This window comes from Spongiactinospora sp. 9N601 (assembly GCF_044326295.1).
GTDB classification, from domain to species: Bacteria; Actinomycetota; Actinomycetes; order Streptosporangiales; family Streptosporangiaceae; genus Spongiactinospora; species Spongiactinospora gelatinilytica.
Genome location: NZ_JBIRBB010000001.1, coordinates 594607 through 610314, shown reverse-complemented (window position 1 = coordinate 610314; position 15708 = coordinate 594607). Strand labels below are relative to the sequence as shown.

The window sequence follows — 15708 nt, the reverse complement described above, 5'->3', positions numbered from 1 at the left end:
GGGGTCTTGGTCGGGTGGCGCTGGGGCGGTGTGGTGGTGGGTGTCATTGTGTTGGTCGGTGGTGGTTGGTGGTGGGTTTGGTCGGGTGGCGGGGTGGTGTCGTTCCCGGCGGGGAGTCGGCGTGGTCTTTCGTCGGGGGCGTTCATGTCGGCGGGGTCGTGGTGGGGTGGCGCTGGGGTGGTGTGGTGGTGGGTGTCATTGTGTTGGTCGGTGGTGGTTGGTGGTGGGTTTGGTCGGGTGGCGGGGTGGTGTCGTTCCCGGCGGGGAGTCGGCGTGGTCTTTTGTCGGGGTCGTTCATTCGGGCTGGGTGGGCTTGGTTCGGGTGGCCGGGTGGCGTCGTGACCTCTAGGGAACTGCTCGGGGCGATCATCCGAACAGGTCGTCTTGTTGTGAGATGGGCCGGGGAGTGGCGGTGGGGAGGACGACCGAGGGTGGGTCGGTGCGCCGCCGTTCGTGGCCGTCCCAGCGCCACGGGGTGACGAGGACCGCGTCGATGCCGTCGCGGCGGGAGAGCTGGCAGATGGCCAGGCCCGGCACCTGCGGGTAGCAGCCCCATTCGCGCTCGCTGGTCATCACCACGTCCATGTCGAACGTGGCCAGCAGCCCCAGGCACTTGGCCCGCGAGTCATCGTCCACCCCCGCGAACGCCTCGTCCAAGGCGACGAGGCGCGGCGCGTGCGGGTTGCCCGCCGACTTGTAGTGCGCCGAGGCGGCGGCGAACAGCGGTACCGACGCCGCCAGCACCCGCTCGCCGCCCGAGGCGGGGCCGGTCGCGGCCCGCCACTGCCCGTCCTGGAGTCGCTGGATGGCGAACTCATGCCAGGCACGGTAGTCCAAAGCCCTGGTCAGCGCCTCGATCCAGCCTGCGGCCGGATTGTCGGCGTGCTCGCGGGCGATCCGCTCCTGAAGGAACGCCCCGACCGCCGTACGGTCGGCGAGCGACCACGCGTCCACGGTCTGCCGCAGCTTGTCGCGTACGCGGTCCAGCCCTTCGGGCGCGTTCTTGGCCGTCCGCCACAGCAGCCGCAGCCGCATGCCGGTGGAGGTGGGGCGGGCCTCCAGTTCGGCGTTCATCTCCCGCACCTCGGACTCGGCTACGGTGATCAGCTCGTGCAGTGTGCCCGCGACCTCGTTGAGCAGGTGGTTCTCCAGGATCTCGCGCTCCTTGGCCGACAGCAGCCGGGCCCGCTGCGCGGTCTCCTGCTCCAGCGCCGCGGCGAGTTCGGGGACGTCCCTGGACCGGCCGTGGAACAGCACGTCCACCACCATGACCCCGTCGCGCAGTGTCAGCCCGACGCTGTGCCCGTGCCTGGCCATCGCGTCCGACAGCAGCTTGTGCTCCTCGGCGACCTTCTTCTGTATCCGGTCCCAAGGGGCGTCGCCGTCGTCCACGGCCTCCAGCTCGGTGTTGACCGTTCTGGCCAGGAGTACGGCGGGCGTGGCCGCCCATTCGCCGCCAGGGTCGGGGACCTCCAGTTCGGGCAGCGCGACGCGCAGCAGGCCGGTCGCCGCGAACGCCTGGAACTCCAGCACGGCCGCGTCACGCGTCTCGGCGGCCTGGGTGATCTGACCCCGCAGGGTGCCGCGTTCGCCCTCGGCCTTGCCCTGTGCCTGCAGGGCGTCCCGTTCGTGGCGGCGGGCCGCGTGCTCGGCGGCCGTGCGCTCGCGCAGTTCGCGTTCCACCTCGTTGAGCCGCCGGTACAGTTCGTCCACGGCTGACCCGGCCGTCTCGGCCAGCGCGCGGTACGTCTCGCCCGCGGCCTCCGCTTCGCCACGGGCGGTCGCGGCCAGCTCTGCGGCTTCCTGGAGCCGGTCCCTGGTCTTCGCGAGATCGTCCTCGGCCGCCACGGCCGTCTCGTGGGCGCTCCGCCACGCCTGGCCGGTGTGCCACAGCCCGGCCAGCGCCACCCGGTAGCCGGAGATCGCGGCCTTCACCTGGCCGAGCGCGGACGGGTCCTCGGGCAGGCCGACGTCACCGGCGAACTCGGCGGCCCGCCGGCCGGCGGATCGCAGCTCCTCCTGCCGGGCCACGAGCACCTGGGTCGCGGCGGTGTGCCCGGCGTCGAGTTCGCGCCGCCGCTCGTCGGCGGCGGCCCGTTTGACGTGGGCCTCCCGCAGCGGGGCGTCAGGCGGCAGCGCGCGGTGCTCGGCGGCGAGCGTCGCCCGCCGGACCTGGAGGGCGTCCAGTTCGGCGCGTACGTCGCCGATCGCCTGCTCGGCCCGGCCCAGCTCGTCGCGAAGCGCCGCCAGCCTGGTACGCCGGGCCGCCTCCCTGGCCCCTTCGCCGATGTGATGGGCCGCGTCCTTGCGCCAGGCTCCGGCGAGCACGCCGTTGGCCCAGCGCCCGTCCACGGCGACCCACGTCCCGCCGCCGTCGCCGAGCCCGATGCTCTCCAGCACGGCCAGCACCGCGGCGTCGGACAGCGCCGCCGCCTGCGGATCGGCGCGGTCCACCGCCGGGCGCAGCACGGCGGCGCAGGATGGCCCGGGTGGCGGCTCGCCCGCCACGATGACGGTGTCGTCGGCGGCGAGCAGGCTCCCCTCGGGCGTCACCCACGCGTCCAGGACGCCCGCCGCCTCCAGCGCCGCCTCCAGTCCGGCCCGGTGCGCGGCCGGTACGGCGTCGGCGAAGTCGACCACCTTCCACAGCGGCGCGCCGGGACGTCCGGCGCGCACGGCGGGGTCGCGGGTGTGCGGGACCGGAGGGATGTCGTGCCCGCCCGCCTCCAGCCGGGCGATCTCCTGCGACAGTGCGGCGGCGGCCTGCCGGGCGTCGCGGAGCCGGGCGTCCAGCTCCGCGCCCGACCGGCCCAGGGCGTCGGTGGCCGCCCGAGCCGCGTCGTTCACGGCGGTCTCGGCGGGGTTCGCGCCTTCGGCGGAGACCGCCCAGCTCTCCAGGGCGGCGATCGTCTCGTCCGGATCGTCGAGCCGTAGTTCGCCGAGACCGGCGAGGTAGAGGGTGTAGTCCTGGACCAGAGCGGCGCTCGCCGCGTCCGCCGCCCGCTCGGCGGTGGCGATGCGCTCGGCGGCGGCGTGCAGCTCCCCGGTCAGCCGATCGACCTCCGCGCGCGCCGACCTCACCCGGGCCTCGGCCTTCCCTACGTGCTCGATCAGCCGCTCCAGCTCGGCCGCGGCCTGCTCCTGGCGCGCGGCCAGTGCCTCGGCCTCGCGGCGGGCGGCGGCGGGTTCGGTACCGGCCCGCTCGAAGAGGGCGAGGTGATCGCGCTCGCAGCGGGCCGAGCGGGCGGCGGCGAGAGCCTGCTCCTTGGCCTCCGCCAGTTCGCCGGCCGCGGCGGTGGCCTTGCTCCGGGCCGCCTCGGCGCGCTCCCCACGCTGCCGGGCCTCGCCTTCGAGTCGGGTCTGCTCCCGCTCGCTGCGGCTCGCGTGGGCGGCCAGCCTGCCGGCCTCGTCGCCCATCTGCTTGAGCCGTTCGGCGTCGCGCATCTCCGGGCTGCGCCGCAACGCCTCTCTGCGGGCTTCCAGCAGGCCGCGCCGCGCCTCCAGTTCCTCCAGCGCGGCACGGGCCCTGGCCAGCTCGGCCTCGGCGGCGGCGTGCCGGCTCTCCGCCTCGCCGAGATCGCGGCCCAGGTGCTCATAGCGGCTCTGCGCCTGGCGCGGCCCGGCGGCTTTGCGTCTCGCGGCGATCGAGGCGTATCTGCGGTAGTGGAGGAGGAAACCGGCCGCTGCCCGGCCCGCGTCCTCCAGCCCGCGCAGCGCGTCGCGTTCCTCGTCGAGGCCGCGGAACGCCTCGGCGACCGTGGTGATCAGCGCGGGGCTGAGCGGTTGAAGCGCTTCGGTGAGCGCCCGGGAGAGCAGCTTCTCGTCCGGCTTCTTGGAGAGTTGCGGCTGGCGGAGCTGGATGAGCAGGTTCACCAGCGCCTCATAGCGGTGTTCGCCGAGCCCGAACAGCGCCTCGTCCACCGCCCTGCGATAGTCGGCGGCCTTGTCGTAGACCATGCCCTGTCCTTCGACGGACTCTCGCAGCTTCTCCCTGGTGAGCACCACCCGGCCGGAGGAGAGCAGGTGCAGGTCGGTCCCGATGCGCTGAGGGGTGAGGAAGAACCAGTGCCGGACGATCCCGCGGTCCTTGACCGCCTTCAGCCCGCAGCCGATCGTGCGGAACTCCTCCGCGCCGTCCGGGGAGCGGCGGCCGAACTCCAGCCACGTGTAGCCCAGCCGTTCGGGATGCGGATGCCTGCCGCCGAGCAGCAGGTTCCAGTCCATCCGCTTCTGCCGGTCGCCGTCGGGCTCGACCCGGTGCGGGGCGAGGTCCCCGTCCAGCAGGAACGGCAGTGTCAGCGCCAGGACCTTGGACTTTCCGGTGCCGTTGTTGCCGCGCAGCAGCAGGCGGCCATCGTGGAAGTGGAACTCCTCCACGTCGTAGTAGAACAGGTCCACAAGTCCGGCTCGCAGCGGCTTCCAGCGCTCGGAGGTGGGAGAGGGGGGCATCACGTTCCTTTGATGACGGGGTCGTTCAGGGCGTAACGGGCGATGGCGGGAAGCCCCACGGCGGACTCCCCCTCGACGCGGACCAGCCGCAGCGCCGTGAGTTTGGCCAGGGCCGTGGCCAGCAACCCGTCTTCGGCGCCCGGGTCGGTCACGCCCTTGCGCCAGAACGCCGCGTGCTCGTGGGCGGCCCGGCGGACGAACTCCTTCAGCTCCTCGATGGTCGCCTCGCCTCGGCCGGCCAGCCGCTCGGCGACCAGGAGCGTCACATGACCGTCGGTGCGCTGCTCAGGCATGCGTACGTCGGTCAGCTCGTCGTCGGGGTCCACCATCGCGATGCCCTCCGCGCGGATCTCGGCCACCAGCCCGGTCGCCTCCTCCACCCGCCGGACCAGGGCGTGCCGCTGGGAGGCCAGGTAGGCGCGCTCGGCCTCGTCCAGGTCATCGAAGTAGATCACCGGGTCCTCCAGCAACCTGCGGGTCAGCCCGCGGCGCAGCGCCTGGTTGCGCAGGTCGTCGGTGTCGGCGATGGGCTCGGCGGTGAGTGCGGCGAGGCGTTCCTCGAACGATCCCGCGCTGATCGTGGAGGGGCCCCGGGCGCCGGTGAGCAGCGCCGCGAGCACCGGCCTGCGGACGTCGTAGAGCACGTCGCCGGTCGCGCTCAGGTACGCCTCCTCATCGCCCGCGACCCGGCGCAGTACCCCCCAGTCGAGCAGCATGCGGACCACGGCGACCAGGTCGGCGCGTTCGGCCCGGCTGTCCAGGGTGAAGGTGAAGTCGAGTTCGGGCTCGGCGGCGGCCGACAGCACCTCCTCGGCCAGGCGGCCGAGGGTGGTCTGCGCGTCGGCCCGTTCCAGCATCGCCAGGGCCAGGCAGAGCAGGACGTATCGGCGTCTGCCGTACGGCTCGCCCGCCCGGCCACGCGCGGGGTGGGTCGCATCACGCGTGTCGGAAGCGCTCTTGAACAGGCGCGCGGCGCCGGAGTCCACTGTCAGCCGCCAGCCGGTCTCGCGGGTGAGCCACTCGCGCAGCGCGGTCAGGTGGCGGCGGACCAGGACCAGCGCCTCGGCGTCGCGTTCGGCCGTCAGCAGCGGCCTGGCCAGCAGCGCCCGCAGCGCGGTACGGCGCTGGGCGACCTCCTCTTCCGGGGTCATCGGGCCGTCATGAGATCGCTGATCTCTATCTCGTGCTCGGGGCCGGTGAACACACCGTCCTCGGTGTGGATCTCGACCTCGCCGCCGCCGGGGACCATCGTCAGGCGCACCTCCATCGAGCCGTCGCCGGTGACGGTCTTCACCTCCGCCTCGCCGGGCCGCCGGGCGGCGAGCGCGTCGCCCAGCAGCCCCAGGAACAGCCGGAACGCCCGCGGATCGAGCACGCCCAGCTCCGACAGCATGATCGGGCCGCCGGTGTGGAGCGCGGCGCGGGCCGCGGCGGTCTCGGCCGCCTCCCGCTCGGCCGCCTCGCGCAGCAACCTGCGCGCCTGGGCACGGTCGGTCACGGTGTTCGGCCTGCCGCGGCGCTCGTAGGAACCCGTCCGCCGGAGCTGGGGTGAGATCCTGATCGGCGGGGCGTCCCGCCAGGGGATCCCGGGTGCGGTCTCGCGCCATTCGTCCAGCGTCGCGGGCGTGACCGTCAGATGCCGTGCGGACGTCAGGCCGAACGCCGCCCGCCACAGCCGGTGCGCCGCCTCCTCATCCGGCGCCTCGGCGAACCATCGGGCCAGGGTACGGAAGTCAGCGGACCGGTCGGAGCGGCCCGAGCGCCGTTCGTTGAGCAGCCCGACCGCGTCCACGAGCTGCTTGATCGCCGTGATCGCCGCCTGGCGCAGCAACCGCGCCTGCGACGGGCGGCCCGCGCCCGAGGTGACGAACCAGTCCTGGAGGCCACGCCAGCGGTTGAGCCAGGAGGCCAGGGCGCTCTGTTCGGCTCTGCCGTACGCGTCGGCGGCGTCCTCCCCGTCCGGCACCGCGTCGGCGGCCTCCCTGCGCGCGGCCAGCCGCAGCAGCTCCACGTGACCGGACGATTCCAGCTCGGCCAGCAACGCCGCGATCCGCGCGCCGGAGTTGGCCAGGTCGGCGATGAAGCGGTCGATGTACTCGATCAGCCGCTCCTTGTAGGCGATGAAACCCGCCTCGTCGCCGTCGGAGAAGTCGATCGCGCGGCGGAGTGAGGACATGAACGCCTGCGCGTTGTCGGCCAGAGAGGAGAACCGCTCGGTCAGGGAGAGCAGCAGCAGATGCACCCGGGCCGGGTCGGGCTCGGGCTCCTGGGCCAGCACGGCCAGCGACCGCAGCCGCTCGGCGATGTCGCTCAGCGCCACGGACTGGAGCGCCCCGCGCCGCCCGATCGCCTCCTCATAGAACGCGATCGCCTGCTCGGCCGCCTGACCGGCCAGGGTGAGCTGGAACAGGTATCGCTTGCGGTGGAAGTCCTCGACCGAGGTGACCCTGCCGGTGTCGGCGTCCGCGCGCAGATTGCCCCACTCGCACAACTTGTCGAGCGCCTGCCCCAGCGCGTCGTCGTCCTCCCGCCGCAGCTCCGCGGCCACGTCCTCGGGGCGCAGATGCACGATGAAACGTTCCTTCGCCCGTGCGAAGGCGCGCAGGATCGCGCGGTAGAGGGCCGCGTTGGGCGCGCTCAGGTGGGCGAAGGGGTGATGCTCCTGGGTAGGCGAGGCCATACGGACAGTCTCTCCGCCGGACGGCGTGCCGTGTCCGCCGTTCGGGGAAGATCGTTGGAACTGATCGAGATCATGCGCTTCGGGCTACAGGACGAAGCGGGCGGTGAAGCCAAGTAGGTCGGTGGCCCGGGTGAGGTCGATGGGCACTGTACGGCCGGGGAGTGGGGTGCGGAGGTCGGTGGACGGGTGGTAGTGGCGCATCAGGTCCTCGGTCGGGTGGGGGACCAGGGTGGTGGGGGCCGCGACCAGTACCGGAAGTGCGCCAGGACCCGGCACCTTCAACGCCAGCAGGCAGGCGCGGGCCGCGTCGCCGGTCTCCAGGTACGCCCACAGGCCCCGCGCGTGCAGGCCCGGGTCGGCCGCGCACGCGGTGGCGAAGTCGCGCAGCCGCTCGTCCACGCCCCCCACGTACGGCAGGCGCAGCGAGACCACGCTCATCCCGTGCCTGCGCGCCATCATCCGCGCCGTCAGGTCGTCGGCCAGCTTCGACAGCGCGTAGGGGTCCTCGGCCTGGGAGGGCAGGTCGTGGTCGATCGGCGCGTAGGCGGGGTGCAGGTCCCGGGCGGCGAACGGCAGCCCCGAGGCCGCCTGGGACCCGGCCACGCACGCCCGCCGTACCCCCGCCAGGCCCGCCTGTTCGAGCACGGTGAAGGTGGACTGGGTGTTGACCGCGAACACCTTCTCGGCCGGTTCCCGCTCCGGGGTCGGGATGGCGGCGAGGTGGACCACGGCGTCGGCCCCCTTCAGCGCGGCGCGTACCACCGCGGGGTCGGTCGCGTCGCCCCTGACCACCGGGTCGGCGGGCAGGTCGCCGGGGTCGTCCAGGACGAGCGCGGTGGCCGGGACGCCCGTGGCGGCCAGCAGGTCCAGCACGGCCCGCCCGATGCGGCCGGCCGCGCCCGTCACCAGTACCCGCCGCATGTCGCTCACCTTCCGTCCTGGGGAGCGTACGCGCGGACCGCCACCACGTGCGCCGAGGGCGCGCCGTTGGTGGCCTCGACCACCACGCGCAGCGCGTCGGCCCGCACCGGCGCGGGCAGAACGTGCACGTTGCGCCGCCGCCGGTTCTCCCGCGTCCCGGCGACCGCGTGCCAGGAACCGCCTCGCCGTACCTCGACCCGATAGTCGCGCAGCAGCGTCGGCAGCACCTCGAACGGCGTGCGGTGGTGGTGCAGGTTGATCAGGTCCTCGTTGACGTCGTCGTCGGCGATCACCTCGATCCGCCCGATCGTCACCGGCTCCGCCCAGGCCAGCTCCAGCGCGGCGGGCAGCGTGCCGGAGACCCACATGTGCGGCCCGGCGTACGGACGCTGGTAGCCGTCCAGCGCCTTGCCCGGCGCGAACGCCTCCGTGTCGCCCGTCTCCAGGCAGAACGTCCGGCGCAACAGCCCGGCGTCCGTCCACTCGCGCAGCGGCTGGGGACGTTCGTCCTGCGGGCGCAGCGGCACCCTGGTGAAGCACAGGACGCCGGGCGCTGGCCGGTCGGCGACGTGCAGCCGGACCAGCGGGTTCGCCTTGAGGACCAGGAAGGCGTTGCGCGGGGTGTCCGGCCGCCAGTCCAGGCCCAGGTCCACCCACTGCTTCTCGCCCGCCGTCAGCGGGATCGCGCTGGTGGCGACCAGTTCGCGCGGTACGTAGTTCTGCCCGAGCACGGGGTCGTGCAGTTCCACGGTCAGGGCGGTGTCACCACCAGCGTCCAGCAGCAGCCGCAGCCCGCCGAGGGCCGGGTCGGCGGGCAGTACCAGACCCGCGTCCGCGTCGAGCGGCCACAGGTCCGCCGGATCGTCCACTACCAGGCGGGTCAGCGTGCCGGACGCCGACGCCGTGGCCGCGCCCGCCAGGTCGGCCGGGTCGTCGAGCCGCAGGCCGACGATGGAGGCGTCCTCGCGCAGCAGCGTCCGTTGCAGGTCGGCGGCCGGAAGGTCGCGCGGGCGGGTGCCGCGCTCGGCGCACAGCGCGGCGGCGGTGCCCGCGGCCTGGCCGATCGTGGCGCAGGTGGCCATCACCCTGGTCGAGCCGAAGGCCACGTGGGAGGCGGAGATGTTGCGCCCGGCCATCAGCAGGTTGGGGACGTTGACCGAGTAGAGCGAGCGGTAGGGGACGTGGTAAACGCCGTCGGCGTAGCGCTGCTTGGCCCCTGCCTCGGTCGCGTACATGCCCTGCGGCGGATGCAGGTCGATCGACCAGCCGCCGAACGCCACCCGGTCCTCGAACGGCGTCTGGCCGAGTACGTCGTGCTGGGTGAGCACGTAGTCGCCGAGCAGCCGGCGGTACTCCCGCTTGCCCGGCAGCGCGCCCACCCACTCCAGTGTCATCGTGTCGGCGTCGAACCTGCCGGAGTTCTTGATGTGGTCCCAGATGCCGTAGACGACCGACCACAGTTCGTCCCTGATGCGGTCGTTGTCGTGGACGGTGTCCAGTTCGCCGCCGAACTCGATCCACCAGTACGCGCAGCCGTTGTCGCCGGCCTTGATGATGCGCCGCTCGGGGATCGAGGTGGTGGTGATGTCCTTGGCGAAGCCCGGCGGGACGTACCGGACCGGCTCGCCCGCGTCCTTGGTGTAGAACAGCAGCGTGCTGCCGAGGGTGATGTCGTCGGGCTCGTCCGGGGCCCACGGCTCGCCGTACTCGGCCCGGCCCTCGCGGCCGATCCGGTACCGGGCCCCGGCGAGGTGGCCGATCAGGCCGTCGCCGGTGCAGTCCAGGAACATCGCCGACTCGAAGGTGATCAGCCGCTCCGAGCCCATCATCCAGCCGGTGACGGAGGCGATCCCGTCCTCGCCGGGAAGCCCGGCGTCCACATGGCGGACATCGGTGTTGAGGTAGAGCGAGATGCCGGGCTCGGCGCGGACCGCGTCCAGGACCGTGGTGTCCCAGAAATAGGGGTTTCCCAGTGGGTTGCGGTACTGGTTCTCGACGAGCAGTTCGCCCATGATGCCGCCCTCGCGGGCGTGGTGGTTCTTGCCGTGGCCGGTCGCGCCGCACACCCAGACGCGCACCTCGCTGCTGGAGTTGCCGCCCAGCACCGGCCGGTTGCCGACCAGCGCCACGGTACGGCCGAGCCGGGCGGCGGCGATGGCCGCGCACACTCCGGCCAGGCCGCCGCCGACAACGGTGATGTCGTGATTGACGGTTTCTTGTCTCATTCGCTCAATCCGTAGTAGATGCGCGGCGCACCGTCCAGGACCACCCGCACCTTTCCGTTGCGGACGGGCAGGGTGCGCTCGCGGCCGATGCAGTCCACCTCGCGGACCGCCGCGCCCGTGGCGGGCAGCAGCAGCGGGGTCTTGGTGGGCCAGTGGTCGGCCCACGCCTCCTTGTGCGGATACCACTGGCCGGGGCCGTGGTCGGCGTTCAGCAGGTAGCCGTCCTTGCGGCTCCACAGGATCGAGAACCCGTCGAACAGCAGACCCTTCAGCTCCGGATCGGGGAACGTCATCCACCGCAGGAACCGCGCGCCCTCCAGGGTCCGCGTGGCCGTCGCGTACGCCAGCAGCGCCGCCTTGGCACTGGTATCGCGGTTCAGCAGCCCGAAGTGATATTCGGGGTTGGCCGGGTCGGCCTCCTGCGGGTGGTGGATCGTGCTGTCGTGCGGCTGGTACCAGTTCACCCCGTCAACGCCCTCCGAGACCGCCAGCGCCAGGGTGAGCAGCACGTTCTCCGCCGCCTGCCGGTGATCGTCGTTCCACCACCGGTTCGGCCGGGTGCAGGCGTACGCCTCGGTCAGCCACAGCTCCTTGCCGCCGCCCTGCTCGTCGACGATCCTGCGGGCCTCCTTCAGCGAGCCGAGGAAGTTCCAGTACGTACCGTTCTCGCCCTGTTCCCACTCCTCTGGCGGCGGCGCGTAGTCGGGGGTGAAGTTGCCGCGCCCCGGGTGAAAGGCGAACGCGTCGATCAGGTCCCAGCCGCCCGCCTCGATGAACTTCGCGGTCCACACCGTGTCCATGCCGCCGAGGCCGCAGTTCATCAGCTTGATGCCGGAGCCTTTGAGCCGGTCGTGGATCGGCCGCAACCCGTCGCGGATGTACTCCGGCACCCGCTTGCCCTGCATCCACGGGTTGTTCAGCTCGTTGGCGACCTCGAAGTACCGGGCCCTGGATGCGCGGGCGACGGCCGCGCGGTCGTCGGCCCAGGCGGCGACCTGCTCCGGCGTGCCGTCGAAGACGACGCCGCCGAGCTGCACGTTGTGCGGGACGCCGAGCGCGTCCAGCTCGGCGGGGGAGTGGCCGGGCGCGCCGTCGTAGGAGATGCGCACCGACTTCACGCCGATCTTGCGCATCAGCTCGCCGACCGACTCCTTGTCCGGCTTCAGCATCCAGAAGTAGTTCGCGACGCCGAACCGGCCCTCCGCCTGGTACTCGTAGGGCTTGAGCGTGGCGAGGTTCGTCCTGGCGAACGCCTCGTCCTCGCCGGAGGCGGCCTTGACCTCGGCGAACAGGATGCCCTGCGGGGAGCCCGCGACCGTGAAGGTCTCGTCCCAGACCGCGCCGGGCGCGAGCCGCCTGGACAGCGCGCCGCGCCCGGCCGTCCTGCCGTCGAAGTCGCGGACGGACCAGGTCAGCCGTACTCTGCGCGCGGCGGCCGAGCCGTTGACGACCTGGGCCCGAAGGCGCATCCGCGCGTTCGGCTCGTGGACGCCGAACGGCCGGTCGCACCAGGCGTCCACGCTCAGCGGGGCTCCGGTGGCGATCCCGTCAGCGGCCTGCGGGCGCATCGCGCCGAGCACCAGGTCGGCCTCCGTCACGTTCCCGGTCGTGGCCGGGGCGTGGATCCAGGTGGCGTTCGTGAAGCCGGGCGTGGTCTTGTCCAGGCGGAAGTACGCGCCGGTGCCAGGCCAGGTCTCCTGGTAGAGCGCGCCCGCGTTGACCTCGTACGGCACGCCGCCGCGCGGGTCGCGGGTCCACCGGGTGACGGGTACGTAGCGCTCGGGCGCGGACGGGGCGAGCACGGTCCTGGCGAACATGAAACCGGAGGGCGTCAGCGTGGTGCTGCCGCTCACCTCCCAGCGCAGCCGCGCCCGGCGGGCCGAGACGGTGAACAGGCCGCGTACCTTGACCTGCCGGGCCGCCGCCGACATCGTGTAGTCGACCTGAATGGCGGGCCGGCCGTCCACGGTGACCGGTGATGGCGTGCCGCCGAAGGTGCGCTGCTGGCCGAGCACGGTGTCCTTGATCATGAAGTGGCTGAGCCGGACGCGGTCGGCGTCGTCGCGTACCAGGATCGAGCCGTCCTGCTCGGCGATCAGCGTGATGCCGTCGGCCTGGATGGAGATCGGGGCCGCCGTACCGCTCGCCCTCGACGGCGCGGCGGGTGTGGCGGCGAAGGCGGCGGCGGCGGAAAGCGCCTGGATTGCGACACGGCGGGAAACTTCAGCCATGGGGGGTGCCTTTCGTGAAATGTCAGCCCTTGATGCCGGTGAAGCCGAGCCCGGCCACGATGTGCTTCTGGAACACCAGGAAGACCAGCACCGGAGGCGCGAGCGCCATCGCCATCGCGGCGATCAGCTCGTCCTGCGGAGCCTGCTCGGCCAGATTCGCCAGGGCCACGCTGATCGGCTGCTTCTCCGGGTCGGTGATGGCCACGAGCGGCCAGATGAAGTCCTTCCAACTGTGCATGACGGCCAGCAGGCTGATCACGGCCAGGATCGGCCGGCTCATCGGCAGCACGATCCTGGTCAGCAACTGCCAGGTGTTCGCCCCGTCCACCCGGGCCGCGGCGAACAGCTCGGCGGGCAGCGCGTCGAAGAACCGCTTGGCCAGCAGCACGTTGAACGCGTACGCCCCGGACGGCAGCCAGACCGCCCAGTACGAGTCCACCAGCCCCAGATCGATGACGGTCAGGAACAGACTGGTCATCGAGACCGTGTAGGGCACGAACATGGTGGCCAGGATCGCGCCGTAGACGTACCTGCCGAACCACGGCCGCAGCACCGACAGCGCGAACCCCGCCGTGATCGCCACGACGAGCTGCACCGCCCACGAACCGCCCACCACCTGCACGGTGTTGAGGAGGTAGTGGCCGATGCCGAGGTCGTCCCAGGCGGTGGCGAAGTTCTCCGGCCGCGGGTCGGCGGGCCACAGGGCGAGCGGCCTCGCGATCAGGTCGGCGCTCGGCGACACGGCGCCCTTGACCGTCATGTAGATCGGGCCGAGGCCGATCACCACCAGGAAGGCCAGCGTGAGCGCCTGGATCGTGCGCAGCCCGGCCCGGACGGCCGGGCGGCGCTCCTCGACGCGGGAGATCAGGCTCATGACGCGCTCCAGCTCCTGGTGGCCCGCAGGTACACCGCCGACAGCAGGCCCAGCACCACCGCCAGCAGGAACGACAGCGCCGCCGCCTGGCCGTACGCGCCGTCCTGGAAGGCGTACCTGAAGATCAGCAGCAGCACGGTGAGCGTGGCGTTCTCCGGGCCGCCGCCGGTGAAGACGTACGGTTCGGTGAAGACCTGCATGGTGTTGATGAGCTGCATGAGCAGCAGCAGGCCGACCACCGGGCGAAGCTGGGGCAGGGTGATGTGCCACACGCGCGTCCAGATCGAGGCCCCGTCCATCTGGGCTGCCTCGTACAGCTCGGACGGCACGCCGACGATCGCGGCCAGGTAGATCAGCACCGCGCCGCCCATGCCCGCCCAGGTGGACTGAAGGACCAGGCTGACCATCGCCGTGTCCGGCGAGTCCAGCCAGGGGTAGGGCCCCAGCCCGACCAGGCCGAGCAGCCCGTTGAACAGGCCGTGCCCCGGGTCGTAGAACCACTTCCAGAGCAGGATGGCCACCACCGGCGGTACCACCACGGGCAGGTAGACCAGGAAGCGGAACAGGCCCGCGCCGCGGCGCACGGTGGACAGCACCACGGCCAGCACCAGCGGCGCGGGGAAGCCGATGAGCAGCGCCAGGCCGACGAACACCAGCGTGTTGGCCACGGCCTTGCCCAGCAGCGGGTCGGCGAACAGCGCGCCGAAGTTGGCAAGGCCCACCCAGGTGGCGGGATCGACCAGGTTCGTCTCCTGGAAGCCGATCAGCAGGCCCCTGACGATCGGCCACCAGGAGAACACCCCGAACACCACCAGCGCGGGGATCAGGAACACCAGCGCGGTCAGCGTCTGCCGGCCCTTCCCGGCGGCGCGCCTTGAGCGCTCCAGGGGTTTCGCGGTGATGGCGGGGCTGGTAGGGACGGCACTCACTTCCGGGCCGCCGCGAGCTTGGCGTTGACGTCGGCCTCCGCCTTGGCCAGCAGCTCGTCCACCGAGGCGTCCTTGTTCGTGAGCACCGCCTGGACGACGGTGTCGAGCACCGAGTACACCTGCTGGGCCAGTACGGCGGGCTCGGGGCGCAGGGTGAGCGCGGGGGTGCCTTCCAGCCAGCGGCGGAAGTGTTCGAGCTTGACGTTCACGTACGGCTCGACCGCCTCGTCGATCTTGGTCTGCTGGGCGGCGTCGAACATCGGCAGCGTCGGCACGCCCACCGCGGACTCGGGGTCGGCGGCCAGCTCCTTGGCCCGCTGGGCGGCGGCGGCCGGGTCGTACTGCGGCTCGGCGTAGGCGAACAGCAGCCACTTCACCGCCGCGGCGGCCTTCTCCGCGGTCGCCGACTTGGGCACCAGGTAGACGTCACCGCCGGTCAGCGTGGCGTTGCCGCCCGCCTGGGGGAGCGGGCCGATGCCGAACGCGTCGGTGTTCTCCATCCCGTAGGTCATCTTGGCCAGCCGGTACGTGCCCGGCGTGCCCATGTACATCCCGATCTCACCGGCGGCGAACCGCTTGATCACGTCGTTCTGGTCGTTGAGCTGGGAGTCGCCCATGGAGTCGTCCGTCCAGCGCATCTCCTTGAGCAGGCCGAGCGCCTGCTTCACCGGGGTGGTGTTGAAGGCGGCGACGTGCTTGCCCCCCTCCTCGCGCTGGACCTCACCGCCGTGCGTGTAGGCGAGCATGGTGAGCTGCCAGCCGCCCTGGTTGCTCTTCGACTCATGGACGAAGCCCGCCTTGCCGGTCTTGGCGGAGATGGCCTTGGCCGCGGCCCGGACCTCGTCCCACGTCGTGGGTGGTTCGTCGGGGTCGAGCCCGGCCTTGGTGAACAGGTCGCGGTTGTAGACCAGGCCCTGGGCGAAGGGGGCCTGCGGGACGCCGTACACCTCACCGGCCGCGTCGCTGAGCGGGCGCAGCACCTGCGGGTTGAACTCCTTGTAGTGGGCCCACGCCGACAGCTCCTTGGTCAGTGGCCTGACCTGCTTTCTGGCGATGAGGCCCTGCGGCTCGGTCAGCGGGACCTTGATCACCTCTTCGACCTTGCCGCCCGCCAGCTTGGCCGAGAACGTGAGCGGGTCGAACACCGTGGTCGAGCCCTGCACCTTGATCCCGGGATTTCGCCGCTCGAAGTCCGCCACCATCTTCTTGAACTGCTCCAGGCCCGGTTTGTCCGTGGCGGGCGGCATGCCCTGCACCCGGATCACGACGGTTTCGGGCCCGCCGGAGGAGGGGGAACCGCATCCGGCCAGCGCCGCGGTGAGTACGGCGCAGCCGAGGAGGCCGGCGGTCAGCTTCATGATGACTCCTGTGGTGGAGGTGGCGCATGTCGAGATGGCGG

At 72.1% G+C, this 15708-nt stretch carries 9 protein-coding genes; all 9 read right to left on the bottom strand.

Annotation, left to right across the window (positions count from 1 at the left end; translation table 11 throughout):
* Positions 1 to 366 precede the first annotated feature (366 nt).
* The 9 genes from ACH34R_RS02650 to ACH34R_RS02610 all read right to left on the bottom strand — a co-directional run bounded on the left by ACH34R_RS02650 (position 367) and on the right by ACH34R_RS02610 (position 15667).
* On the bottom strand, positions 367 to 4449 hold the full coding sequence (locus ACH34R_RS02650; RefSeq protein WP_397559663.1) for a TIGR02680 family protein: 4083 nt from the start codon (positions 4447 to 4449) through the stop codon (positions 367 to 369).
* Positions 4449 to 5600 carry a TIGR02678 family protein gene (locus ACH34R_RS02645; RefSeq protein ID WP_397559662.1) on the bottom strand — a complete coding sequence of 384 codons (1152 nt, stop codon included), beginning with the start codon at positions 5598 to 5600 and terminating at the stop codon, positions 4449 to 4451. Before ACH34R_RS02645 ends, ACH34R_RS02650 begins: the two co-directional genes overlap by 1 nt.
* Positions 5597 to 7129 carry a TIGR02677 family protein gene (locus tag ACH34R_RS02640; protein ID WP_397559661.1) on the bottom strand — a complete coding sequence of 511 codons (1533 nt, stop codon included), beginning with the start codon at positions 7127 to 7129 and terminating at the stop codon, positions 5597 to 5599. The genes ACH34R_RS02645 and ACH34R_RS02640 overlap by 4 nt, the downstream gene beginning before the upstream one ends.
* A gap of 84 nt (positions 7130 to 7213) precedes the next feature.
* Positions 7214 to 8050 carry an NAD-dependent epimerase/dehydratase family protein gene (locus tag ACH34R_RS02635; RefSeq protein ID WP_397559660.1) on the bottom strand — a complete coding sequence of 279 codons (837 nt, stop codon included), beginning with the start codon at positions 8048 to 8050 and terminating at the stop codon, positions 7214 to 7216.
* Positions 8051 to 8055: 5 nt separating this feature from the next.
* Entirely contained in the window at positions 8056 to 10275 is a 2220-nt protein-coding gene (locus ACH34R_RS02630) for an FAD-dependent oxidoreductase (RefSeq protein WP_397559659.1), read from the bottom strand.
* Positions 10272 to 12506 carry a hypothetical protein gene (locus ACH34R_RS02625; RefSeq protein WP_397559658.1) on the bottom strand — a complete coding sequence of 745 codons (2235 nt, stop codon included), beginning with the start codon at positions 12504 to 12506 and terminating at the stop codon, positions 10272 to 10274. The genes ACH34R_RS02630 and ACH34R_RS02625 overlap by 4 nt, the downstream gene beginning before the upstream one ends.
* Before the next feature lie 22 nt (positions 12507 to 12528).
* Complete coding sequence (locus tag ACH34R_RS02620) at positions 12529 to 13380, bottom strand: carbohydrate ABC transporter permease (RefSeq protein ID WP_397559657.1); 852 nt, start codon at positions 13378 to 13380, stop codon at positions 12529 to 12531.
* Positions 13377 to 14309 carry a carbohydrate ABC transporter permease gene (locus ACH34R_RS02615; protein WP_397559656.1) on the bottom strand — a complete coding sequence of 311 codons (933 nt, stop codon included), beginning with the start codon at positions 14307 to 14309 and terminating at the stop codon, positions 13377 to 13379. Before ACH34R_RS02615 ends, ACH34R_RS02620 begins: the two co-directional genes overlap by 4 nt.
* Positions 14306 to 15667, bottom strand: coding sequence for an ABC transporter substrate-binding protein (locus tag ACH34R_RS02610; RefSeq protein ID WP_397559655.1), 1362 nt, complete (start codon positions 15665 to 15667; stop codon positions 14306 to 14308). The genes ACH34R_RS02615 and ACH34R_RS02610 overlap by 4 nt, the downstream gene beginning before the upstream one ends.
* Between the last annotated feature and the right edge of the window lie 41 nt (positions 15668 to 15708).

Bases quoted from the DNA above. Each gene is read 5' to 3' on its own strand.
- ACH34R_RS02640 (WP_397559661.1), bottom strand. From the start codon at position 7,129: ATGGCCTCGCCTACCCAGGAGCATCACCCCTTCGCCCACCTGAGCGCG.
- ACH34R_RS02645 (WP_397559662.1), bottom strand. From the start codon at position 5,600: ATGACCCCGGAAGAGGAGGTCGCCCAGCGCCGTACCGCGCTGCGGGCG.
- ACH34R_RS02635 (WP_397559660.1), bottom strand. From the start codon at position 8,050: ATGCGGCGGGTACTGGTGACGGGCGCGGCCGGCCGCATCGGGCGGGCC.
- ACH34R_RS02630 (WP_397559659.1), bottom strand. From the start codon at position 10,275: ATGAGACAAGAAACCGTCAATCACGACATCACCGTTGTCGGCGGCGGC.
- ACH34R_RS02625 (WP_397559658.1), bottom strand. From the start codon at position 12,506: ATGGCTGAAGTTTCCCGCCGTGTCGCAATCCAGGCGCTTTCCGCCGCC.
- ACH34R_RS02610 (WP_397559655.1), bottom strand. From the start codon at position 15,667: ATGAAGCTGACCGCCGGCCTCCTCGGCTGCGCCGTACTCACCGCGGCG.
- ACH34R_RS02620 (WP_397559657.1), bottom strand. From the start codon at position 13,380: ATGAGCCTGATCTCCCGCGTCGAGGAGCGCCGCCCGGCCGTCCGGGCC.
- ACH34R_RS02650 (WP_397559663.1), bottom strand. From the start codon at position 4,449: ATGCCCCCCTCTCCCACCTCCGAGCGCTGGAAGCCGCTGCGAGCCGGA.